The 23,281-nt window shown below is 68.6% G+C and carries 17 protein-coding genes and 1 tRNA gene; 10 read left to right on the top strand and 8 right to left on the bottom strand.

Annotated features, from left to right (window positions below):
* Window positions 1-27: 27 nt before the first annotated feature.
* The 3 genes from ACY0MJ_RS05120 to lptF are packed head-to-tail and all read right to left on the bottom strand — an operon-like array spanning window position 28 to window position 2,586.
* Window positions 28-387, bottom strand: coding sequence for a sirohydrochlorin chelatase (locus ACY0MJ_RS05120; RefSeq protein WP_462637239.1), 360 nt, complete (start codon window positions 385-387; stop codon window positions 28-30).
* Between the two features lie 4 nt (window positions 388-391).
* Window positions 392-1,489: an LPS export ABC transporter permease LptG gene (gene lptG, locus ACY0MJ_RS05115; protein WP_462637238.1), complete on the bottom strand. Its 1,098-nt coding sequence runs from the start codon at window positions 1,487-1,489 to the stop codon at window positions 392-394.
* Window positions 1,486-2,586, bottom strand: a complete 1,101-nt coding sequence (gene lptF / locus ACY0MJ_RS05110; RefSeq protein WP_462637471.1) for an LPS export ABC transporter permease LptF — start codon at window positions 2,584-2,586, stop codon at window positions 1,486-1,488. The genes lptG and lptF overlap by 4 nt, the downstream gene beginning before the upstream one ends.
* 40 nt (window positions 2,587-2,626) lie before the next feature.
* Here lptF and ACY0MJ_RS05105 point away from each other — a divergent pair, with 40 nt between their 5' ends.
* The 7 genes from ACY0MJ_RS05105 to ACY0MJ_RS05075 all read left to right on the top strand — a co-directional run bounded on the left by ACY0MJ_RS05105 (window position 2,627) and on the right by ACY0MJ_RS05075 (window position 15,236).
* The gene (locus tag ACY0MJ_RS05105; protein WP_462637470.1) at window positions 2,627-4,129 is read left to right on the top strand and encodes a leucyl aminopeptidase; all 1,503 of its coding nucleotides are present in this window, start codon (window positions 2,627-2,629) and stop codon (window positions 4,127-4,129) included.
* Complete coding sequence (locus ACY0MJ_RS05100; RefSeq protein ID WP_462637237.1) at window positions 4,126-4,563, top strand: DNA polymerase III subunit chi; 438 nt, start codon at window positions 4,126-4,128, stop codon at window positions 4,561-4,563. The genes ACY0MJ_RS05105 and ACY0MJ_RS05100 overlap by 4 nt, the downstream gene beginning before the upstream one ends.
* Complete coding sequence (locus ACY0MJ_RS05095; protein WP_462637236.1) at window positions 4,563-4,877, top strand: hypothetical protein; 315 nt, start codon at window positions 4,563-4,565, stop codon at window positions 4,875-4,877. Before ACY0MJ_RS05100 ends, ACY0MJ_RS05095 begins: the two co-directional genes overlap by 1 nt.
* A gap of 160 nt (window positions 4,878-5,037) precedes the next feature.
* Window positions 5,038-6,165, top strand: a complete 1,128-nt coding sequence (locus ACY0MJ_RS05090) for a branched-chain amino acid ABC transporter substrate-binding protein (RefSeq protein ID WP_462637235.1) — start codon at window positions 5,038-5,040, stop codon at window positions 6,163-6,165.
* Window positions 6,166-6,435: 270 nt separating this feature from the next.
* Complete coding sequence (locus ACY0MJ_RS05085) at window positions 6,436-13,038, top strand: hybrid sensor histidine kinase/response regulator (RefSeq protein ID WP_462637234.1); 6,603 nt, start codon at window positions 6,436-6,438, stop codon at window positions 13,036-13,038.
* Window positions 13,039-13,055: 17 nt separating this feature from the next.
* Window positions 13,056-15,125, top strand: a complete 2,070-nt coding sequence (locus tag ACY0MJ_RS05080) for a hybrid sensor histidine kinase/response regulator (protein ID WP_462637233.1) — start codon at window positions 13,056-13,058, stop codon at window positions 15,123-15,125.
* A gap of 20 nt (window positions 15,126-15,145) precedes the next feature.
* Window positions 15,146-15,236 (top strand) — tRNA-Ser (locus tag ACY0MJ_RS05075).
* Window positions 15,237-15,269: 33 nt separating this feature from the next.
* On the opposite strand, the gene ACY0MJ_RS05070 is transcribed toward ACY0MJ_RS05075, so the two are convergent.
* Genes ACY0MJ_RS05070 through ACY0MJ_RS05060 form a run of 3 tightly spaced genes read right to left on the bottom strand, consistent with a single transcriptional unit; the run spans window position 15,270 to window position 17,296 of the window.
* Complete coding sequence (locus ACY0MJ_RS05070) at window positions 15,270-15,917, bottom strand: class I SAM-dependent methyltransferase (RefSeq protein WP_462637232.1); 648 nt, start codon at window positions 15,915-15,917, stop codon at window positions 15,270-15,272.
* Window positions 15,914-16,900: a glycosyltransferase family 4 protein gene (locus ACY0MJ_RS05065; protein WP_462637231.1), complete on the bottom strand. Its 987-nt coding sequence runs from the start codon at window positions 16,898-16,900 to the stop codon at window positions 15,914-15,916. The genes ACY0MJ_RS05070 and ACY0MJ_RS05065 overlap by 4 nt, the downstream gene beginning before the upstream one ends.
* A gap of 33 nt (window positions 16,901-16,933) precedes the next feature.
* The gene (locus ACY0MJ_RS05060; RefSeq protein WP_462637230.1) at window positions 16,934-17,296 is read right to left on the bottom strand and encodes a hypothetical protein; all 363 of its coding nucleotides are present in this window, start codon (window positions 17,294-17,296) and stop codon (window positions 16,934-16,936) included.
* 301 nt (window positions 17,297-17,597) lie between these two features.
* Here ACY0MJ_RS05060 and ACY0MJ_RS05055 point away from each other — a divergent pair, with 301 nt between their 5' ends.
* Together ACY0MJ_RS05055 and ACY0MJ_RS05050 are read left to right on the top strand one after the other, a co-directional pair.
* Window positions 17,598-19,112 carry a MerR family transcriptional regulator gene (locus ACY0MJ_RS05055; RefSeq protein WP_462637229.1) on the top strand — a complete coding sequence of 505 codons (1,515 nt, stop codon included), beginning with the start codon at window positions 17,598-17,600 and terminating at the stop codon, window positions 19,110-19,112.
* A 16-nt stretch (window positions 19,113-19,128) separates the two neighbouring features.
* The gene (locus ACY0MJ_RS05050) at window positions 19,129-19,515 is read left to right on the top strand and encodes a hypothetical protein (RefSeq protein ID WP_462637228.1); all 387 of its coding nucleotides are present in this window, start codon (window positions 19,129-19,131) and stop codon (window positions 19,513-19,515) included.
* Here ACY0MJ_RS05050 and ACY0MJ_RS05045 read toward each other — a convergent pair.
* On the bottom strand, window positions 19,479-20,456 hold the full coding sequence (locus ACY0MJ_RS05045) for an SPFH domain-containing protein (protein ID WP_462637227.1): 978 nt from the start codon (window positions 20,454-20,456) through the stop codon (window positions 19,479-19,481). The two genes, ACY0MJ_RS05050 and ACY0MJ_RS05045, sit on opposite strands and share 37 nt — an antisense overlap.
* 12 nt (window positions 20,457-20,468) lie before the next feature.
* Window positions 20,469-20,891, bottom strand: a complete 423-nt coding sequence (locus tag ACY0MJ_RS05040) for an NfeD family protein (protein WP_462637226.1) — start codon at window positions 20,889-20,891, stop codon at window positions 20,469-20,471.
* A 113-nt stretch (window positions 20,892-21,004) separates the two neighbouring features.
* On the opposite strand from ACY0MJ_RS05040, the gene ACY0MJ_RS05035 reads away from it, so the two are divergent.
* Window positions 21,005-23,281, top strand: a complete 2,277-nt coding sequence (locus ACY0MJ_RS05035; protein WP_462637225.1) for an Orn/Lys/Arg family decarboxylase — start codon at window positions 21,005-21,007, stop codon at window positions 23,279-23,281.

The following is a 23,281-nucleotide window of genomic DNA, read 5'->3' as shown; positions in this document are numbered from 1 at the left end:
GAAAGAAATTCATTATGCCAACCGTCTTTATTCCAGCGCAATCTTTGCGATGAGGTCCACGACGCGCCCGTCCTCGCCCACGGCCTGGCGCAGGTCGAAGGACACGCCGGGATGCGCCGCCCGCAAGGCGTCGACGAGCCGCGGCAGGTCCTCGCGCGCGTGCCGCCCGGCGCCCAGGAACATGGGCAGGACGGTCACCGCGTCGGCGCCGCCCGCCACCAGTTCCGCCGCCGCTTCCGGCAAGCTGGGGGCGTCGAGTTCCAGGTAGGCGCAGCGCACCGGCGTGCCGGGGCGCAGGGCCCGCAGGCGCGCGGCGACGGTTTCCATCGGCAGGCGCCACAGCGGGTCGCGCGAGCCGTGGCCGAAGAGGACGATGGCGCGGCCCATGGCGCTAGCGTCGCAGCACCAGCCAGCCGAAGGCGGCGAGCGAGAGCATGGTGTAGATCAGGCCGGGCGCCCCGGCCGCGAGCCAGGGCCGCCAGTTCTGCAGGTTGCCGATGTAGCCGAAGACGTTGTTCAGGAGGAAGAAGCTGATCCCGATCAGCACCCCGCCGAACACGTAGCTGGTGATGCCGCCGGAGCGGAAGTGCAGGTAGGCGAAGGGCAGCGCCAGCACCACCATCACCATGCAGGAGAGCGGGTAGAACACCTTGCGCCAGAACTCGATCTCGTAGCGTTGCGAGGTCTGGGCGTTGGCCGCGAGGTGCCGGATGTACTGGAAGAGGGCGATGGTGCTCATGCGCTCGGGCCGCAGCAGGGCCACCGACACCATCTCCTGCGTGATCTCGGTGGGCCAGCGCATCGAGGGCAGGTGCATGCGCTCCACCTTGGCGGAGCCGTCCTCGGTGTGGAATTCGGTGCGGTCCACGTCGTGCAGCACCCAGGCGCCCTCGCCGAAGCTGGCGCTCGGCGCCTGCGTGATCGACACCAGGAAGCCGCGCGAGTCCGCCTCGAAGATGCGCACCTTGTTCATCTCGCCTTCGGGCGTCAGCGCGTAGACGTTGACGTTGTACGAGAGGTAGCGCTGCCGCTCCTTGAGCCAGGCGCCGGTGGTGCCGATGGAGACGCCGCCGCTCATGCGCGCCTTCAGCAGCTGCGCGGTGCGGTCGCTGAGCGGCGCCAGGTAGTCGCCGGTGGCGAAGGTGAGGATGGTGAAGGCGAGCCCGAGCAGCATCAGCGTGCGCAGGGCCCGCCACGGGCCCAGGCCGCTGGTGCGCAGGATCGTGTACTCGGAGCTCTGGGCGAAGCGCGCCATGACGAAGATGGTGCCGATCAGCACGGCGATCGGCAGCAGCTCGTACAGGTGGCTGGGCATGCGCAGGGCCACGTAGATCAGCGCCTGCGTCAGCCGGTACGGCTGCATGCCGCTGCCGACGTTCCCGAGCTCCTCGACGAAGTCGAAGAAGAAGAACAGCGCGAGGAAGCCGACGCTCACGAAGGCGACGGCGTAGAGGACCTCGACGTAGATCAGCCGGCGGATCGTCCTCACGCGCCATGCCCCCGCAGGCGCTGCACCAGCGGCAGCACGCGCCAGTTGTTGTGCTGCTTGGCGAGCCACAGCGAAGCGGCGGCGAAGGTGCCCCCGTGCACGAGGAGAAGGAAGGTGACCAGCCCCGCGCGCTCGCGCGAGATCCAGCTCTGGCCCAGGTTCAGCAGGTTGTAGTACACGACGAAGGCGAAGAGGGCGAACACCAGGTTGCCGCTGCGGCCCACGCGCGGGTTGACGCTGGAGACGGTGACGGCGAGCAGCACGAAGTTGATCCCGGCCAGCGCCAGCCCGAGGCGCCAGGACAGCTCGGCCCGGTTGGCCGGCGTGGGGTTGCGCAGCAGCGTCAGGGTGGAGCGGGTCTTCGCCGGGCTGTCGTCCGCGCTCATCAGGCTGTTGTCGCGCACGCGGCTGCCATGGAGCTCGAACTCGCTGATGCGCAGGCCCTCGCCGGTGAGGGAGTTCTCCAGCCGCTGGCCGTTGGACAGCAGCAGGAACTGGTCGTCGCCCACGGTCTCGACGCGGCCGCTGCGCGCCGAGGTCACGGTCTCGCGGTCCTTCTCGATCGTGGAGATGAAGATGTTCTTGCCCGACTTGTTGTCCGGCGTGTCCTTGTCCAGGAAGAACACCCGCCGGCCGCTGGCCGATTCCTGGAACTGGCCCGGCGCCACGCGTTCCAGGTCGCCGCGGCGGCCGTAGCGGTCCTTCAGCTCGTAGGTCTGCTGGTTGGCCCAGGGCCAGACCACCAGCGCCAGCAGCGCCGTCACCAGCAGCACGGGCCAGGCGAAGCCGAAGAGCGGCCGCACGAGCGCGGAGAGGCCGCGGCCGGCGCTGAACCAGATCACCATCTCGCTGTCCCGGTACATGCGGGACAGCGTGCCCACGATGGCGATGAACAGCGAGAGCGTCAGGATGGTGGGCAGGTAGCCGAGCACCGTGTAGCCCATCACCATCATCACCTCCTCCGGGTTCACGCTGCCGCGGCTGGCGAGGCTGAGCGTGCGGATCAGGGTCATGGTCATCACGATGGTGACCAGCACGACGAGCGAGGCCCCGAAACTGCGGGCCAGCTCCTTGCGGACGGTTGAATGGAATAACATCGGCGGCTGCAGGCGCGTCGCGCCCATGAACAACGGGATTATGGACTTCGAACTCAAGACCCTCGACCTCGCCGGCGCGGCCCAGGAGAAGACCGACGTGCTGCTGGTCGTGGTCACCGAAGGCCTGCGGGCCGGCAAGGATCCGCTGTCGCGCCTGGTGAGCGCCGCGCTGGCGGCGCGCGACCTGGAGCCCAAGCCGGGCAAGCTGCTGCAGGCCTATCGCAGCGAGGGCATCGCCGCGCCCCGCGTGATCCTCGCCGGCGCCGGCGACGGCTCGGGCAAGCGCGTGCAGCAGGCGGTTGCCGCCGCGGCCGGCGTGCTGCGTGCCTCGACGGCCCGCAAGCTGACCATCCTGCTGCCGGCCGGCAGCGGCGCCGACGCCGTCCGCGCCGCCGTGTGCGGGACGGCGGAAAGCAGCTACGTCTACGTCGCCACCAAGTCCAAGCCGGAAGCGCGCGAGCTGCGCAAGGTCGTGGTCGGCGTCGCCGACGCCGCGGCGCAGAAGCAGGCCTTCGCCCGCGCCCGCGCGGCCGCCGCCGGCATCGAGTTCGCCCGGGAACTGGGCAACCTGCCGCCCAACTACGCCACGCCGACCCGCCTGGGCGAGGAGGCCGCGAAGCTCGCGAAGTCGTACGGGCTGCAGGTCGAGGTGTTCGGGCCCAAGGAGGTCGCGCGCCTGGGCATGGGTTCCTTCATGAGCGTCGCCAAGGGCTCGGCCGAGCCGCTGCGCTTCATCACCCTGCGCTACGAAGGCGCCGGCCGCGGCGTCGCGCCGGTCGTCCTGGTGGGCAAGGGCATCACCTTCGACACCGGCGGCATCTCGATCAAGCCCTCGGCCGAGATGGACGAGATGAAGTACGACATGGGCGGCGCCGCGAGCGTGCTGGGCACCTTCCGGGCGCTGGCCGAACTGAAGCCGAAGCTCAATGTCGTGGGCCTGATCCCGAGCTGCGAGAACATGCCGGACGGCGCCTCGTACAAGCCGGGCGACATCCTCACCAGCCTGAGCGGCCAGACCATCGAGGTGCTGAACACCGACGCGGAGGGCCGCCTGATCCTGTGCGACGCGCTGACCTATGCCGAGCGCTTCAAGCCGCGGGCCGTGATCGACATCGCCACGCTGACGGGCGCCTGTGTCGTCGCCCTCGGCGGCGTGCGCAGCGGCCTGTTTGCCACCGACGACCGGCTGGCGCAGGATCTGATGGCCGCCGGCGACGCCGCGCTCGACCCGTGCTGGCGCATGCCGCTGGACGACGAGTACGCCGAAGGCCTGAAGACCCACTTCGCCGACGTGGCGAACGTGGCGGGCCGGGCCGCCGGCGCCGTGGTGGCGGCGAAGTTCCTGCACCGCTTCACGCAGAACTATCCCTGGGCCCACCTGGACATCGCCGGCACCGCCTGGAAGGGCGGCGCGGCCAAGGGCTCCACCGGCCGGCCGGTCGGCTTGCTGCTCGAGTACCTGCTGGCGCAGGAAGCCACGGCGGCGACCGAGCGCCCGGCGAAGGCCGCTCCGGCGCGCAAGGCGAAGTCGAAGGCGCGGTGACCGGCATCGCCTTCCACTTCAACGTGCCGGACAAGCTGGCCTACGCCTGCCGGCTGCTGCGCAAGGCCACGGCCACCGGTTCGCGCCTGGTGGTCACCGGCCCGGGCGACGTATTGCGCGCCCTCGACACGCAGCTGTGGACCTTCTCGGCGCTGGACTTCATCCCCCACTGCCACGCGGCCTCGGCCGACGCGCAGGTGCTGGCCGCCTCGCCCGTGGTGCTGGCCGACACGCCGCGCGGCACGCCGCACCAGCAGGTGCTGGTGAACCTGGGGGGCGGCGTTCCGGAAGGCTTCGAGCGCTTCGAGCGCCTGATCGAGCTGGTGAGCCGGGAGCCGGCCGACCGCCAGGAGGCGCGCTCGCGCTGGAAGCACTACGCCGACCGCGGCTACGCGATCGAGCAGCACGACCTCGCCGCAAGGGAGACCGCCTGATGGCCAGCAACCGTCCGCCACCGCGCTTCGTGCCCACGCTCACCGAGGTGGTGCATTCCGGACCGGCGCCGCTGTCGCCGGCGGCGGGGCTGTCGCTGTCGCAGGACCAGCTCGCGCACCGCGTCCTGCAGCGCGTGGACCTGGTCCTGGACCGGCGCCTGCGCGAGGAGATCGCCACCATCGTGCTGGAGCAGACCAGCGCGCTCGTGCCGCTGCTGCGCGAGCGGCTCGAGTCCGTCCTGCGCGAGGTCGTCGCCGAAGCTGTCGCCGAGGAGATCGCGGCGCGTCAACGCAGCGGCGCGACGGGCGTTTGAGGCAGGGCGGGAGGTCCGTTGCGGGCCTGGCTGCGGCTTGGCACGACCGGTGCCGCGACCTAGATTCTTTCCCTATGGATCGCGTCCGGAAAATGCGATACCGTCGCGCCCGTTGAGTACAAAAGACGGATCTCAACCCATTTCCCAACTCGGAGGTTTTATGCAATTCAAGCTGAAATTGACGGCTGCGCTGGCGATCGCCGCGGCCTGCGGCGTCGCCGCTGCGCAGGAGCAGGTCGTCAAGATCGGTCACGTCGCGCCGCTGTCGGGTGCGCAGGCCCACTATGGCAAGGACAACGAGAACGGCGTCCGCATGGCCATCGAGGACCTCAACGCGCAGAAGATCAAGATCGGCGGCAAGACGATCAAGTGGGAGATCCAGGCCGAGGACGACGCCGCCGACCCGAAGCAGGGCACGGCCGCCGCCCAGAAGCTGTGCGACGCCAAGGTCGCCGGCGTGGTGGGCCACCTGAACTCCGGCACGACCATCCCCGCCTCCAAGGTCTACCACGACTGCGGCATCCCGCACATCACCGGCGCCGCCACCAACCCCAACCTGACCAAGCCGGGCTACAACACCACGTACCGGATCATCGCCAACGACAACGCGCTGGGCGCCGCGCTGGCCCTGTACGCCGCCGACAAGCTGCACCTGAAGAAGGTCGCGATCATCGACGACCGCACGGCCTACGGCCAAGGCGTCGCCGAGGTGTTCGCCAAGACCGCCAAGGCCAAGGGCATGCAGGTGGTGGACCAGCAGTTCACCAACGACAAGGCCACCGACTTCATGGCGATCCTGACCGCCATCAAGGCCAAGAACCCCGACGCCATCTTCTTCGGCGGCATGGACCCGCAAGCCGGCCCGATGCTGCGCCAGATGGAGCAGCTGGGCATGGACAAGGTCAAGTACTTCGGCGGCGACGGCATCTGCACCTCCGAGATCGCCAAGCTGTCCGCCGGCGCGAAGACCCTGGGCAACGTGATCTGCGCCGAAGGGGGCTCGTCCATCGCCAAGATGCCCGGCGGCAAGGCCTGGAAGGAGCGCTACGACCAGAAGTACCCCAACCAGTTCCAGGTCTACAGCCCCTACACGTACGACGCGACGTTCGTGCTGGTCGACGCCATGAAGCGCGCCAACTCGATCGACCCGAAGAAGTACATCCCCTTCCTGCAGAAGACCAACTACAAGGGCGTGACCGCGAACATCCAGTTCGAGAAGAACGGCGAGATGAAGAACGCCGCCACCACGCTGTACACCTACATCGACGGCAAGAAGACGCCGCTGTAGGCAGCTGGTCCGCGGTAACCGCGTGTATCGACAAGGCCGCCTCCGGGCGGCCTTTTTCATTGGCGGGGCGGGGTGCACCGCGTGTTGCGCGGAGGTCGTCGCCCTGTAGGCGCGCGCGAGCTTTTCTTGTCGGAAGGCTCCTACAGTCCGCGTCCGTATTGGGTTTGCGACGGAGCAAGGGTTCCTGTCGTGTTGAAGGCCTCTCGCGAAGCCGTTACTCTGCCAAGCTTCTGTTGGTGCGCCAACAGTTGCTTACGAATGGGGGATCACATGGAAGTCCTGGCGAAACTGCCTGCTGCCGAGCATCGCGATGGTGACCTGAAGCTGGTGTTGAAGGCGCTGTCGGCGTTCCGGCGCGGAGAGCAGGGAGTGACGCTGCCGACCGAATGGGATGGCCTGTACGGCAAGATCGCCGCCGAATTCAACGAGCTCTCCGCGCAGGCCGCGCGTGCCAGCCACAAGCTGAAGACGGTCGCGACGGCGTCCCACAACGGCGGGCGCGCGAGCCGCCGGCTCGCGGACGACAAGCTCACGGGCTTCTGGCAGGAGAACGTGGCCAGCGTCAACACCTTGCTGGAGGAAGTGGAGGGCGGCGCCGAGCGCACGCGCACGCTGCTGGCGAGCCTCACCGACCTGAAGAAGGGCAACGTCAACGCCCAGCTGCCGCACGACTGGACCGGCCTGTTCGGCAAGGTGGCCGACGTCTTCAACGACGTGGTCGCCGAGAACGTGCGCACCTCGCAGGAACTGGCGCGCCTGTCGCGCGTCGTCGGCAAGGAAGGCAAGCTGAAGGAGCGCGCGGCCATGCCCAGCGCCGGCGGCTTCTGGCGCGATTCGGCCGAATCGATCAACTCGCTGATCTCCGACCTGGTGCACCCGACCTCGGAAGTGGCACGCGTGATCGGCGCGGTGGCTCAAGGCGACCTGTCCAAGTCCATGGCCCTGGAGGCCGACGGCCGCGCGCTGGAAGGCGAGTTCCTGCGCACGGCCATGACCATCAACAAGATGGTGCAGCAGCTGGGCACCTTCTCCGCCGAAGTGACGCGCGTGGCGCGCGAGGTGGGCACCGAGGGCAAGCTGGGCGGCCAGGCGGAGGTGCAGGGCGTGGCCGGCACGTGGAAGGACCTGACCGACTCGGTGAACTCCATGGCCGGCAACCTGACGGCCCAGGTGCGCAACATCGCGGAGGTGACGAAGGCGGTGGCCGCCGGCGACCTCTCCAAGAAGATCACGGTGGACGTGAAGGGCGAGATCCAGGAGCTGAAGAACACCATCAACACGATGGTGGACCAGCTGCGGTCCTTCGCCTCGGAAGTGACGCGCGTGGCCCGCGAGGTGGGTACGGAAGGCAAGCTGGGTGGCCAGGCCGACGTGCAGGGCGTGGCCGGCACCTGGAAGGACCTGACCGAGTCGGTGAACTTCATGGCCGGCAACCTGACCTCGCAGGTGCGGAACATCGCGGACGTGACGAAGGCCGTGGCGGCGGGCGACCTGTCCAAGAAGATCACGGTGGACGTGAAGGGCGAGATCCTGGAGCTGAAGAACACCATCAACACGATGGTGGACCAGCTCCGTTCCTTCGCCTCGGAAGTGACGCGGGTGGCCCGTGAAGTGGGTACCGAAGGCAAGCTCGGTGGCCAGGCCGACGTTCCCGGCGTGGCCGGCACCTGGAAGGACCTCACCGACTCGGTGAACTCCATGGCGGGCAACCTGACCGCCCAGGTGCGGAACATCGCCGACGTGACGAAGGCGGTGGCGACCGGGGACCTGTCCAAGAAGATCACGGTGGACGTGAAGGGCGAGATCCTGGAGCTGAAGAACACCATCAACACGATGGTGGACCAGCTGCGCTCCTTCGCCTCGGAAGTGACCCGCGTCGCGCGGGAGGTGGGTACCGAAGGCAAGCTCGGGGGCCAGGCCGACGTGCAGGGCGTGGCCGGCACCTGGAAGGACCTGACCGATTCGGTGAACTCCATGGCCGGCAACCTGACGGCCCAGGTGCGCAACATCGCGGAAGTGACGACCGCCGTGGCGGCCGGCGACCTGTCCAAGAAGATCACGGTGGACGTGAAGGGCGAGATCCTGGAGCTGAAGAACACGATCAACACGATGGTGGACCAGCTCTCCTCGTTCGCGTCCGAGGTGACGCGGGTGGCCCGCGAGGTGGGTACCGAGGGCAAGCTGGGCGGCCAGGCCGACGTGCAGGGCGTGGCCGGCACCTGGAAGGACCTGACCGATTCGGTGAACTCCATGGCCGGCAACCTGACGGCCCAGGTGCGCAACATCGCGGACGTGACGAAGGCCGTGGCGGCAGGCGACCTCTCCAAGAAGATCACGGTGGACGTGAAGGGCGAGATCCTGGAGCTGAAGAACACGATCAACACGATGGTGGACCAGCTCTCCTCGTTCGCGTCGGAGGTGACGCGGGTGGCGCGCGAGGTGGGCACCGAGGGCAAGCTCGGCGGCCAGGCCTACGTGCAGGGCGTGGCCGGCACCTGGAAGGACCTCACCGACAACGTGAACTCCATGGCCGGCAACCTGACGGCCCAGGTGCGCAACATCGCGGAGGTGACGACCGCCGTGGCCGCCGGCGACCTCACGAAGAAGATCACGGTGGATGTGAAGGGCGAGATCCTGGAGCTGAAGAACACCATCAACACCATGGTGGACCAGCTGCGGTCCTTCGCCTCGGAAGTGACGCGGGTGGCCCGCGAGGTGGGTACCGAAGGCAAGCTCGGGGGCCAGGCCGACGTGCAGGGCGTGGCCGGAACCTGGAAGGACCTCACGGACAACGTGAACTTCATGGCCGGCAACCTGACCTCGCAGGTGCGCAACATCGCGGACGTGACGAAGGCGGTGGCGACCGGCGACCTCTCCAAGAAGATCACGGTGGACGTGAAGGGCGAGATCCTGGAGCTGAAGAACACCATCAACACCATGGTGGACCAGCTGCGGTCCTTCGCCTCGGAAGTGACGCGGGTGGCCCGCGAGGTGGGTACCGAAGGCAAGCTCGGGGGCCAGGCCGACGTGCAGGGCGTGGCCGGCACGTGGAAGGACCTCACCGACTCGGTGAACTCCATGGCCGGCAACCTGACGGCCCAGGTGCGCAACATCGCGGAAGTGACCACCGCCGTGGCGGCCGGCGACCTGTCCAAGAAGATCACGGTGGACGTGAAGGGCGAGATCCTGGAGCTGAAGAACACCATCAACACGATGGTGGACCAGCTCCGTTCCTTCGCCTCGGAAGTGACCCGCGTGGCGCGGGAGGTGGGTACCGAAGGCAAGCTCGGTGGCCAGGCCTACGTGCAGGGCGTGGCCGGCACCTGGAAGGACCTCACCGACAACGTGAACTTCATGGCCGGCAACCTGACGGCCCAGGTGCGGAACATCGCCGACGTGACGAAGGCCGTGGCGGCCGGGGACCTGTCCAAGAAGATCACGGTGGACGTGAAGGGCGAGATCCTGGAGCTGAAGAACACCATCAACACGATGGTGGACCAGCTGTCCTCCTTCGCCGCCGAAGTGACGCGGGTGGCCCGGGAAGTGGGCACCGAAGGCAAGCTGGGCGGCCAGGCCTACGTGCAAGGCGTGGCCGGCACCTGGAAGGACCTGACCGACAACGTGAACTTCATGGCCGGCAACCTGACCTCCCAGGTGCGCGGCATCGCCAAGGTGGTGACGGCCGTCGCGAACGGCGACCTGGCGCAGAAGCTGACGGTGGAGGCCAAGGGCGAGATCGCCTCGCTGGCCGACACCATCAACTCCATGACCGACACGCTGGCGACCTTCGCCGACCAGGTGACGACGGTGGCGCGCGAGGTGGGCGTGGAGGGCAAGCTGGGCGGCCAGGCCAAGGTGCCGGGCGCCGCGGGCACCTGGAAGGGCCTGACCGAGAACGTGAACCAGCTGGCCGCCAACCTGACGACCCAGGTGCGGGCCATCGCCGAGGTGGCGACCGCCGTGACGCAGGGCGACCTGACCCGGTCGATCACGGTGGAGGCGCAGGGCGAGGTGGCCGCGCTGAAGGACACGATCAACGAGATGATCCGCAACCTGCGCGACACCACGCAGGTGAACACCGAGCAGGACTGGCTGAAGACCAACCTGGCCAAGTTCTCGCGGATGCTGCAGGGCCAGCGCGACCTGGTGGCGGTGGGCCACCTGATCCTGTCGGAGCTGGCGCCGGTGGTAGGCGCCCAGCAGGCCGAGTTCTACGTGCTGCGCTACACGCAGGAGCAGCCGCGGCTGCGCCTGATGGCGTCGTACGCCTCGGACGGCCACGGCGCCTACGGCAAGGAGGTCGACCTGGGGCAGGGCCTCGTCGGCCAGGCCGCCTTCGACAAGAAGAAGATCATGCTCACCTCGAGCTTCCCCGAGACGCTCAGGATCGTCTCCGGGCTGACCGAGACGCCGCCGCTGAACGTGCTGGTGCTGCCCATCATCTTCGAGGGCCAGGTCCGCGGCGTGATCGAGCTGGCGAGCGTGGAGCGCTTCAACCCGACCCACCAGGCCTTCCTGGACCAGCTGACGGAATCGATCGGCATCGTGATCAACACGATCGAGGCCAACATGCGGACGGAGGACCTGCTGGCGCAGTCGCAGTCCCTCGCCCAGGAACTGCAGTCCCGGCAGGAGGAACTGCAGCAGACCAACGAGGAGCTCCAGGAGAAGGCCCGCCTGCTCGCGCACCAGAACCAGGAGGTGGAGCGCAAGAACGCCGAGGTGGAGCAGGCCCGCCAGGCGCTGGAGGAGAAGGCCAAGCAGCTGGCGCTGACCTCCAAGTACAAGTCGGAGTTCCTGGCCAACATGTCGCACGAGCTGCGCACGCCGCTGAACTCGCTGCTGATCCTGTCGGACCAGCTGTGCAAGAACCCGGAAGGCAACCTGACGCCCAAGCAGGTGGAGTTCGCCAAGACGATCCACTCGTCCGGCAACGACCTGCTGATGCTGATCAACGACATCCTGGACCTGTCGAAGATCGAGTCGGGCACCGTGGTGGTGGACGTCAACGAGCTGCGCCTGTCGGACCTCCAGCTGTACGTGGAGCGCACTTTCCGCCACGTGGCCGAGGCCAAGAACGTGGAGTTCACCGTGCGCACCGGCCTGAACCTGCCGGCGTCCATGGTGACGGACGCCAAGCGCCTGCAGCAGATCCTGAAGAACCTGCTGTCCAACGCCTTCAAGTTCACCCACCAGGGCCACGTCACGCTCAAGGTCGAGGAGGCCTTCGCCGGCTGGAGCCCGGACAACGAGGACCTCAACCGCGCCCCGCAGGTGCTGGCCTTCTCGGTCTCGGACACCGGCATCGGCATCTCGCCGGACAAGCAGCAGATCATCTTCGAGGCCTTCCAGCAGGCCGACGGCTCGACGAGCCGCAAGTACGGCGGCACGGGCCTGGGCCTGGCGATCTCGCGCGAGCTGTCCAAGCTGCTCGGCGGCGAGATCCGCCTGACCTCGGCGCCGGGGCAGGGCTCGACCTTCACGCTCTACCTGCCGCTGGTCTACATGGCCACGCGTACGGCGCGCCGCATCAGCACGGACTTCCGCACCGACCCGACGCTGTCGCCCCTGCCCAAGCGGCCGCCAGCGGCGCCGGCCACGCCGCTGATCGAGGTGCAGCTGGAGGCGATGGACCTGGCGCAGGAGGGGCAGGACGCCTACGCCCCGGACAACGTCGCCAACGACGACCGCGACAACATCCAGCCCAGCGACCAGGTGCTGCTGATCGTGGAGAACGACCTCGCCTTCGCCCGCTTCCTGCTGGACGCCGCGCGCAGCAAGGGCTTCAAGGGCCTGGTGAGCACCGCCGGCGCCGGCGCGCTGACGCTGGCCAGCCAGCACAAGCCCTCGGCCATCACCCTGGACATGCACCTGCCGGACATGGCCGGCTGGCGCGTCCTGGACCGCATCAAGCACGACCTGGCGCTGCGCCACGTGCCCGTGTGCGTGATCTCCACCGACGACAGCAAGGACCGCGCCTTCAAGTCCGGCGCGCTGGCCTTCCTGGAGAAGCCGATCCGGTCCAAGGAGGTGCTGGACGCCATGCTCGAGAAGCTGCACCACTACGTGGCGCGCAGCGAGAAGAGCCTGCTGGTCGCGCTGCAGGACCAGGACGTGCGCAACGAGCTGATGGCGCAGATCGAGGGCGAGCAGGTGGACGTCACCGTGGTCGCTTCCGCGGAGCAGCTGCAGCAGGCCCTGGACGAGGGCCGCTTCGACGCCATCGTGCTCGAGGACGGCTTCGCCGGCCTCGACCCGCGCGAGCTGCGCCCGGCGATCGCCGCGCAGGCCGGCATCGGGCCGATGCCGCTGGTGCTGTACGGCGGCGAGGGCGGCGCGCGCCAGGGCTGGCATTCGGACGAGGGCATCGCCGTGCAGGAAGTGCACGGCGGCGCGCGCCTCTTCGACGCCACCCTGATCGCCCTGCACCGCAGCATCGCGCGGCTGCCGGAGGACAAGCGCGACGTGATCGACCGGGTCTACGAATCCGCCAAGCCGCTGGCCGGCAAGCGGGTGCTGATCGTCGACGACGACATGCGCAACATCTTCGCCCTGGCCACGGTGCTGGAGGAGCACGGCATGGACATCGTCTGGGCCGACAACGGCCGCGAGGCGATCAACCGCGTGGCCAACGACCCCGGCATCCAGGTCGTCCTGATGGACATCATGATGCCGGAGATGGACGGCATGGCGACGATGAAGGAAATCCGCAAGCTGCCGCAGGGCCGCAACCTGCCTATGATCGCGGTCACGGCCAAGGCCATGAAGGGCGACCGCGAGAAGTGCATCGAGGCCGGCGCCTGGGACTACCTGGCCAAGCCGGTCAACACGCCGGACCTGCTGGCGGTGCTGCGGGCCTGGCTGCAACAGTAGGTTCTACGGGAGCCCGGGTGACGAACGCTGCGACAGGGCAGGAAGCTGCAGACAAGGTCAACATCCTGGTGGTGGACGACCTGCCGGAGAAGCACGTCGTCTTCCGCACGATCCTGGACGAGCTCGGCCAGAACATCGTCAGCGCCCGGTCCGGGCAGGAGGCGCTGAAGTACATCCTGGAGATGGAGTTCGCGGTCATCCTGCTGGACGTCAACATGCCGGACATCGACGGGCTGGAGACCGCCGGCCTGATCCGCCAGTACAAGAAGTCCGCCCAGACGCCCATCGTCTTCATCACCGCCTACGTCGACGAACTGCAGGCGCGGCGCGGCTACGCGCTGGGCGCGGTCGACTACATCCCTTCGCCCGTGGTGCCGGAGGTGCTGCGCTCCAAGGTGCGCGTGTTCGTCGAGCTGTTCCGCATGAACCGGCAACTGCAGAAGCAGGCGGCGCAGCGGGAGGAACTGGCGCGCTCGGAAGCGGCCCGGGCCGCCGCCGAGGAGGCGATCCAGCGGGCCGACTTCCTGGCCGAGGCGAGCCGGGTGCTCTCGCGCTCCCTGAACCTGGACGACACGATCGCCGCCGTGCTGGACCTGTGCGTGCCCATGCTGGGCGACCGGGCCATCCTGGGCATCCCCGACAAGGAAGGCGGCGTGCGCCGGCTGGAAATGCATCCGGCGCCCCGCGCCGACGACGCCGAGGTGTTCACGCCCGAACTGCGGGCCGCGGCCGACGAGGTGATCCGCGGCAAGGAATTCAGCCTGTGGCAGAAGGACGGCCGGGCCGCCGCGATCTGCCCGCTGATGGCCGGCGACGAGCTCCGGGCCGCCATCGTGGTGCTGGGCGACGTGCGGGCATTCGACGCGAACCGCGTCGCGCTGGTCCGCGAATTCGCCAGCCGCGCCGCCATCGCCATGGAGAACGCGCGCCTCTATTCCGCCGTGCAGGAGGCCGACCGGCGCAAGAACGAGTTCCTGGCCATGCTGGCTCACGAGCTGCGCAATCCCCTCGCGCCGATCCGCAACGCCGTCCACATCCTGGCCAGCGCGGAGTCGCTGGCGCCCAAGCTGGCCTGGGCCCGCGACGTGATCGGGCGGCAGGCCGACCACATGGCGCGCCTGATCGACGACCTGCTGGACGTCTCGCGCATCGTGCAGGGCAAGGTCGCCGTCAAGCCGGAGAGGCTGCACCTCTCCACGCTGATCGAGCGCTCGGTGGAGGCCAGCTCGCCGCGCCTGGGCGCGCGCGAACAGGTGCTGGACGTGGTGCTGCCCAAGGAGTGCATCGAGCTGGAAGGCGACGCGGTGCGGCTGTCGCAGGTGCTGTCCAACCTGATCAACAACGCCTGCAAGTTCTCGCCGCCGGGCAGCCGCATCCGGCTGGAGGCGCGCTTCGCCGACGGCGAGCTGCAGCTGGCCGTGCAGGACGAGGGCGCCGGCGTCGCGCCGGAATTCCTGCCCCACATGTTCGAGCTGTTCGCGCAGGCCGACCAGTCGCTGGACCGCTCGCAGGGCGGCCTCGGGATCGGCCTCACGCTGGTGAAGCACCTCGTGGAGCTGCACGGCGGCCGGGTCTGGGCGAGCAGCGAGGGGCTGGGGAAGGGCACCGAGGTCACCATCGCGCTGCCGGCGCGCATCGGCACCGAGCCGGTGGCGGCCATGCCGGCCGGAGGCCAGCCCCGCACGGGCGCCGTGTCGGGTGTCTCGCGCATCCTGGTGGTGGACGACCTCGCCGCCTCGGCCGAGACGCTCATGACGCTGCTGGAGATGGAGGGCTTCGAGGTCCGCGTGGCCCACGACGGCCCGCAGGCCCTGGCGCTCGCCCGCGAGTTCCGGCCGGACGTGGTGCTGCTGGACATCGGCCTGCCGGGCATGAACGGCTTCGAGGTGGCGCACGGCCTGCGCAGCCTGCCGGAATGCCGGGCCGCGCTGCTGATCGCGCTGACCGGCTACGGCGAGGCGGAAAGCCGCTCCCGCTCGGCCCAGGCCGGCTTCGACTTCCACATGGTCAAGCCCGCCGACGTGAACCTGCTGCTCACCATGCTCGCGAATCCCGAGGAGGCGCGCAAGGCGGTGGTCACCGCGTGAGCTACAATCGCGGGCTTGCTGGAGAGGTGGATGAGCGGTTTAAGTCGCACGCCTGGAAAGCGTGTGTGGGTTAACAGCCCACCGCGGGTTCGAATCCCGCCCTCTCCGCCAGCTCGACCAGGAAACCCGCCTCGGCGGGTTTTTTCATTCCTGGCCCGGATCCGCCTGCGCCTCCACCAGCACCGTGTGCGCGAAGTCGATCTGCAGCCAGCGGTGCACCCACGCGCCGACCGTGCGGCGGAAGGTGCGCGCCAGGAACGGCGCGTTGTACACGCGCCAGATCCCGCTCACGCGGTAGCCGCCCAGCACCAGCAGCGCGCCCAGCTCCTCGTACTTGTAGGGCGTGACGTGGGTCAGGTCGCCCCAGTAGCGGTGCGGGTGGTACAGGTTGGGGGTGCCGAGCAGCAGGGTGCCGCCCCGCTTCAGGTGCGCGCGCAGCTTGCGCACCAGCTCCAGGCCTTCCTCGGGGCGAAGGTGCTCGATGACCTCGAAGGCATAGACGAGGTCGTAGGTGCCTTCGATGGCGTCCACGTCGTACCAGTCCTGCCGCGTGGAGCGGTCGATGTCGAAGGAGCGGTACTGCAGGTCCGGGCACAGGGCCTTCAGCCGCGCTTCGAAGCGGCGGTCGCCCGCGCCGACTTCCAGGAAGGCGGCGCCGGGCTTCAGGTGCCGGGCGAGCCGGTCCATCTCCTTCTTCGCCAGGGGGATGCCCCAGATGCTGGGGAAGGCCCGGCTCACGGTGTTGCGGGCCGCGTAGAGCCGCGACCAGTCGATGCCGCCGAGACTGCTCATGCGGCGCGGCCGTCCAGCAGGTCCTGGAAGATCCGGGCGATCGCCGGGCCGGTGGCGGCCAGCGAATAACGCTGCTGCACTTTCTCGCGGGCGGCCCGGCCCATGCGTTCGCGCAGGCCGGCATCCGCATGGAGCCGGCGCAAGGCCTCGAGCCACTCTGCTTCGGCTTCGGGAAGGAAGCCGTCCTGGCCATCGCTGACGAGGTCCCGGTTCATGCCCACCGGGCTGGCCACGGGCGGCACGCCGGCGGCCATGTACTGCACGGCCTTGAAGCCGCACTTGCCGCGGGCCCACTCGTCGTCCGCCAGCGGCATGAGGCCGACGTCCATGTCCAGCAGGTCCGCGATCTCGCTGGACTCCGACCAGCGCCGGTTCACGACTTCCACGCCGTCCAGCGCGAAGTCGCGGTCCGCGACGACCAGCAGGCGGGCAGGGCACTGCGCCGCGAAGGCGCGCAGCACCGGCCCGAGCGCGGCCAGGTAGGGGAAATTGACGGAGTGCCCGATCCAGCCCAGGGTGAGCACGTTGCGCGGGCCATGCTGGCGGGCCGGATAGCGGTCTGTGTCCAGCACCGTCGGCACTACCGCGACGCGCGGGTTGTGGCGGCGGGCATAGGCGGCGAGGTATTCGTTGCCGGCCAGCACGGCCGTGCTGTGCCGCAGGACGCTGCGCAGCCGGGCTTCCGTGCGCCAGCGGGCGAAGAAGGAGCGGCGCCCCTTCTCGGTGGTCCAGATGGCGTCGTCGAAGTCGAACACCAGGTGTCCGCTGCGGGCCAGGGCCCGCACCTGCCTGCGGGGCAGCAGCTTCTTCTGGATCCAGTAGACCGGGAAGCGGGTCGCGTCGGGCACGCCGCGCAGCAGCCTGGCCCCCAGCCCTTCCAGTTCGAGGAAGGGCAGGAACTGCAGGACGCGGTAGCGCAGCGACGCCGTCCGGTCGGAGCCGGAGGGAATGACGCCGATCAGGCGGCCGGGCAGAGCGTCCATTGCGGACGCATTCTACTCAGCCGTAGGTCCCGCCTAGTTCCAGACCGAGATGGCCAGGATCACCAGGCCGACGGCCGCCACCGCGGCGTGGACAAGAACCAACGGAATCGGCAGCGCCCGGTTTTCCCAGTGGTAGATCAGGTTGAGGGCCAGGCCGCCCAGGACGGCGATCAGCAGCAGCACCACGCCGGTCCAGCCGCCGCTGGACATTCCGGCGGTGAAGCCCGCGTAGAGCAGGAGCGTCAGGCCGGAGGCGGCGAGCAGGCCGTGCAGCATGGCGATGGAACTCGGCGGGTGCGGCCGGCCGCTGAAGCGGATCCCGGCCATCAGCAGACCGCCCAGGGCGGTGATCGCGAGCAGCACGACGGCCGTGCGAAGCATCGTTTGCGCATCCATGGTTCTCTCCACTCCTACGAAGGTTGATACGAGGCCATGGATGTCACGGCTGAGCACGGCGTTCCCGGGATTGACTGTCTAATTGAATTGGACAAATAAGTTAGACAGACATAGACAGAGTGGCGCCTGATTTGGACAGTGTGCGTATCTGTATTGGACAGCCTAGATCTTTCGGATCAGGGACTTAGCGCAGATTTCCTGTACTCTGTGTTGCATTGTCCAGACAATTGCTGACCTAAAACTTGACCGTCCATCTCGACAGTCCTACAGTCTGTCCAAACAGTCAACAGACGAGGCGCTCTTGCTCACCAGCAAGGAGATCATCGAGAGGACCGGCATCTCGCGTGCCACTCTCAACAACTACATCGCCAGCGGCCTGGTGCCGCGGCCCCAGGTGCTGCCGCCGGGGCCGGAGCATGGCGCTGCGCCTCGCATCGGCTACTTCCCGGACGACACGGTCGAGCGCGTCGAGGCCATCCAGCGCCTGAAGCGCGAAGGCTGGAGCATCGCGCGCATCACCGAGCACCTGGCGGCCCATCCGCCCGGCCAGGCGCCGGCCCCGCGCGAGGGCGCCGTGGCCGGCGTGCCCATGACGCCGCTCGCCGCCGCGATGCCCGGAGCCCGCGCCCCGGGCGCGACGGCCCCGGCCGGGCAGGCGCCGTCCCTCAGCCTGTCCGCCAGCCAGGTCGGGCACCCGGCCTACCTGGTGAACGACGCCTTCCGCATCGTCTGGGCCAACGAGCAGAACCAGGCGGGCAACCTGTCGCCGCTGGCGCACCGCGCCGGCATCCAGGGCAGCAGCGTGTTCAGCCAGCTGCTCTCGCTGGACGAAGCCCAGGGCCGCGACGCGATCGTGCGCTTCCACCTGCAGGTGGCCCGGGCCCATGGCGTGCATGCCGGCGCCCTGTTCGGCGGCCTCCCGCCGGACGAAGCGGCCCGGCTGCAGCGCCTCTACGACGAGCCGCCGCGCGGCGACACCGGCCTGCTGATGCAGGCGAGCATCCCCGCCTCCGGCGGCACGGGCGCCCGCACCGTCTACGCGGTGCAGTTCCGCGAAGGCGTGCTGTTCGCCTATGCGCCGCAGGATTCCGGCGGCTCGGTCGCCGTGCCGGTGCCGGCGCAGCGCGTCGCGACGCCGCCCATGGTCACGCCGGTCGCCGTGCTGGTCAGCACGCTGCAGGACGCCGGCGGGCTCTGGGTCAAGCTGACCGCGCAGGAGTACTTCGAGCTGCTCAACGAGGTGTGGGCCGAGCTCGATCGCATCTTCCGCCGCCACCGCGGCCGGGCCGGACCGCAGGGCGGCGAGGTGCTGGTCTGCTATTTCCTGCCGCAGGCGGACGGCAGCCACCTGTGGAACGCACTGGCCGCCGCGCACCAGACGCGGGACGCCATGCGCCAGGTGTCGCACCGCTGGCAGGTGCGCAAGGGCTGGGACGTCGAGCTGTGCATGAACATCGGCATCGACGAGGGACAGGAGTGGATGGGCGTCGTGGGAGCGACGGGGGAGGGAGCACTCCGCGTGGTCGGCGATACGGCCGACCACGCGGAGCAGCTTTCCCGCGTCAGCCGCATGGGCGCGATCCTCGTCACCCGCAGCCTCCTGGGCAAGCTGCCCGCCGCCGACCGCCAGCGCCTCAAGTTCGGCGTGCCCCGCCTCGAGGGCCGCCAGGGCGAGGCGCCGCTGCTTTTCACCTTTGCCCGCCTCGCCGACATCGCCGCCCCCTCGGCGGTGCCGGCGCGGGTGGCGGACCTCGCGGCCGCCGAACTCATCGACTTGCATTCCCCGAACAGCAACCCTCGCCCCCAAGAAGGCTGAAGCGAAAGGATTCCCCATGCGCTGGTTCAAGACAAAAGACCTGAGGAGCAGCATCTACGCGATGTTCAGCGTCAGCACGGCCGCCACCCCGCGCGCCGAAGACCCCGCCACGATGGACCAGATCCGCGAGGCGATGCTGGCGATGGCGGCGATGGACCACGGCGAACGCGCCGCCGGCCTGGCGCGCCGCATCCGCTACGCGACCGACCTGCAGGCCCTGTGGTTCATGCGCGGCGAGCTGATGCAGCTGCTCGCCCGCGACCACGGCGAAGTGGCCGCGCGGGAGAAGGTGGACGAGCTCAGCGTCATGTTCACCCACCTGCTGCCCAGCGGGCTGCGCTCCCGCCCGAGCCCGCTCAACCTGCCTTACCGGACTTCGCGCCCCCATTCGGACGAGACCTGAGGCGCCGGGGCCGGCGCCGCGGCCCCGCCGGGGCCCCGCGAGGCGGTGATCATCTTCATCGCCGAGGCGATCAGGCCCGAGACCTCGCTCATGTTGGCCGGGATGACCAGCGTGGTCGTCGCATCCTCGGCCACCTTGCCGAAGGCGTCCACCGCCCGCTCGGCCACCTTCAGCTGCACCGCCTGCTCGCCGCCCGGCTGCCGGATCGCCTCGGCCACCTTGCGGATGGCGTCCGCCGTGGCGTCGGCCACCGCGATGATCGCCGCCGCCTCGCCCTGGGCCTTGTTGATCTCGGCCTGCTTCTCACCCTCGGAGCGGGCGATGAAGGCCTCGCGCTCGCCGGTGGCGATGTTGATCTGCTCCTGGCGCCGGCCTTCCGAGGCGGCGATCAGGGCGCGCTTCTCCCGCTCCGCGGTGATCTGCTGCTGCATGGCGTGCAGGATCTCCTTGGGCGGCGTCAGGTCCTTGATCTCGTAGCGCAGCACCTTCACGCCCCAGTTCAGGGCCGCCTCGTCGATGGCCTGCACCACCTGCGCGTTGATGATGTCGCGCTCCTCGAAGGTCTTGTCCAGTTCCAGCTTGCCGATCACGCTGCGCAGCGTGGTCTGCGCGAGCTGGGTGATGGCGATCACGTAGTTGGAGGAGCCGTAGCTGGCCCGCATGGGGTCGGTCACCTGGAAATAGATGATTCCGTCGACCTGGAGTTGCGTGTTGTCCCTCGTGATGCACACCTGGCTGGGCACGTCCAGCGGGATCTCCTTCAGGCTGTGCTTGTAGGCCACGGTGTCGACGAAGGGCACCAGGAAGTTCAGGCCCGGGGTGAGGGTGGCGTGGTACTTCCCGAGCCGCTCCACCACCCAGGCGTTCTGCTGCGGGACCACCTTGACCGCGCGGACCACGAAGATCACGGCGATGACGAACAGGACGACGGCGATTTCCATTCTTCTTTCTCCTCAGATCTTTTCGACGACCAGCCGGCTGCCGTCCACCGCGCGCACGCGGTGCGGCCCCGGGCCTTCGGGCGTGCCGCCGGCCGGCACCGCCGTCCAGACGCTGCCGCGGTAGCGCACCTGCGCCGTGTTCTCGGCCGTCCAGGCCGCCACGTGGACGGCCTCGCCGGCATCGAAGTCCAGGTTGGTGCTGGTTCCCGGCGCGCCGGCGAAGCGGCGCCGCCGCACGACGTGCCAGGCCGCCACCGCGCCGCCGCCCACCAGCGCGGCGACGACGATCTGCGCCGGGATGGCGAAGCCCGCATGGGCGGCGAGCGCGCCCGCCGCCAGGCCGATGCCGAGCATCAGCAGGTAGAAAGTGCCCGTCAGCAGTTCGACGGCCACGGCCGCGCCGGCGAGCAGCCACCACAGAGTCGAGTCGGCCATAAGTCCCCTTTGGGCGCATTGTGGGCGAAAAGCGCGGCCGTGGCCCGAAGGGTCACTGCGGATTTCATACACTTCGCCCCTTCTTCGCCTTTTCCGGCCCTGGGCCCCCCTGCATGAAGTTCCGTTTCCCCATCGTCATCATCGACGAAGACTTCCGTTCGGAGAACACCTCCGGGCTGGGCATCCGCGCGCTGGCCGAGGCGATCGTGGCCGAGGGCTTCGAGGTGCTGGGCGTCACGAGCTACGGCGACCTGTCGCAGTTCGCGCAGCAGCAAAGCCGCGCGAGCGCCTTCATCCTGTCGATCGACGACGAGGAGTTCACGTCCGGCCCGGACATCGACCCGGCGGTGGTGAACCTGCGCAGCTTCATCGACCAGGTCCGGCGCAAGAACGCCGACGTGCCGATCTACGTCTACGGCGAGACCAAGACCTCGCAGCACCTGCCCAACGACATCCTGCGGGAGCTGCACGGCTTCATCCACATGTACGAGGACACGCCGGAGTTCATGGCCCGCCACATCATCCGGGAGGCGCGCGCCTACCTGGAGGGCATCCAGCCGCCGTTCTTCAAGGCGCTGCTCGATTACGCGGAGGACGGCTCCTATTCCTGGCACTGCCCGGGCCACTCGGGCGGCGTCGCCTTCCTGAAGAGCCCGGTGGGCCAGATGTTCCACCAGTTCTTCGGCGAGAACATGCTGCGCGCGGACGTCTGCAACGCGGTGGACGAACTCGGCCAGCTGCTGGACCACACCGGGCCGGTGGCGGCCAGCGAGCGCAACGCCGCCCGCATCTTCAACGCCGACCACTGCTTCTTCGTCACCAACGGCACCAGCACCTCGAACAAGATGGTCTGGCACCACCAGGTCGCGCCCGGCGACGTGGTGGTGGTGGACCGCAACTGCCACAAGTCCATCCTGCACTCGATCATCATGACCGGGGCGATCCCGGTGTTCCTGAAGCCGACGCGCAACCACTTCGGCATCATCGGACCGATCCCGCAGAGCGAGTTCACCCAGGAGGCGATCAAGGCCAAGATCAAGGCGCACCCGCTGCTGGTGGGGGTGGACCCGGAGAAGGTCAAGCCGCGCATCCTGACCCTGACCCAGTCCACCTACGACGGCGTCCTGTACAACACCGAGACCATCAAGGGCATGCTCGATGGCTACGTGGACGCGCTGCACTTCGACGAGGCGTGGCTGCCGCACGCGGCCTTCCACCCCTTCTACGGCAACTTCCACGCCATGGGCAAGAAGCGGCCGCGGCCGGAGAAGTCGCTGGTGTACTCCACGCAGTCCATCCACAAGCTGCTGGCCGGCATCAGCCAGGCCAGCCACGTGCTGGTGCAGGACGCGAAGGAAAGCAAGCTGGACCGGCACCTCTTCAACGAGGCCTTCCTGATGCACACGTCCACCAGCCCGCAGTACGCGATCATCGCGAGCTGCGACGTGGCGGCGGCCATGATGGAGCCGCCCGGCGGCACGGCGCTGGTGGAGGAGTCGATCGTCGAGGCCCTGGACTTCCGCCGCGCCATGCGCAAGGTGGAACAGGAGTACGGCAAGGACTGGTGGTTCAAGGTCTGGGGCCCTGACAAGCTGGTGGAACAGGGCATCGGCCGGGCCGACGACTGGATCATCAAGGGCGAGGCGCGCTCGGCCAAGTGGCACGGCTTCGGCAACCTGGCCGAGGGCTTCAACATGCTGGACCCGATCAAGTCCACCATCGTCACGCCGGGCCTGGACCTGAACGGCAAGTTCGCCAAGACCGGCATCCCGGCCTCGATCGTCACCAAGTTCCTGGCGGAGCACGGGGTGATCGTGGAGAAGACGGGCCTGTACAGCTTCTTCATCCTGTTCACCATCGGCATCACCAAGGGCCGCTGGAACACGCTGCTGTCGGCGCTGCAGCAGTTCAAGGACGACTACGCCAAGAACCAGCCGATGTGGCGCATCCTGCCGGAGTTCTGCCAGCAGTTCCCGCGCTACGAGCGCATGGGGCTGGCCGACCTGTGCCAGTACGTCCACGAGCTGTACGCGAAGTACGACATCGCCAAGCTCTCCACCGACATCTACCTGAGCGACCTGCAGCCGGCGATGAACCCGAGCGACGCCTTCGCGCACATCGCCCACCGCAAGACCGAGCGGGTGGAGATCGACCAGCTGGAAGGCCGCATCACCACGGCCCTGATCACGCCTTACCCGCCCGGCATCCCGCTGCTGATCCCGGGCGAGGTGTTCAATAAGCGCATCGTCGACTACCTGAAGTTCGCCCGCGCCTTCAACGAGGAATGCCCCGGCTTCGAAACCGACATCCACGGCCTGGTGGCCGAGGAGGGCCCGGACGGGAAGCTGCGCTACTACGCGGACTGCGTGAAGACGCCTTCGCCGGGATGA

The sequence above is a fragment of the Ramlibacter sp. bp-362 genome (genome assembly GCF_054956735.1).
The sequence above is the reverse complement of the archived record's forward strand: the minus strand, read 5'-3'. Positions and strand labels throughout refer to the sequence as shown.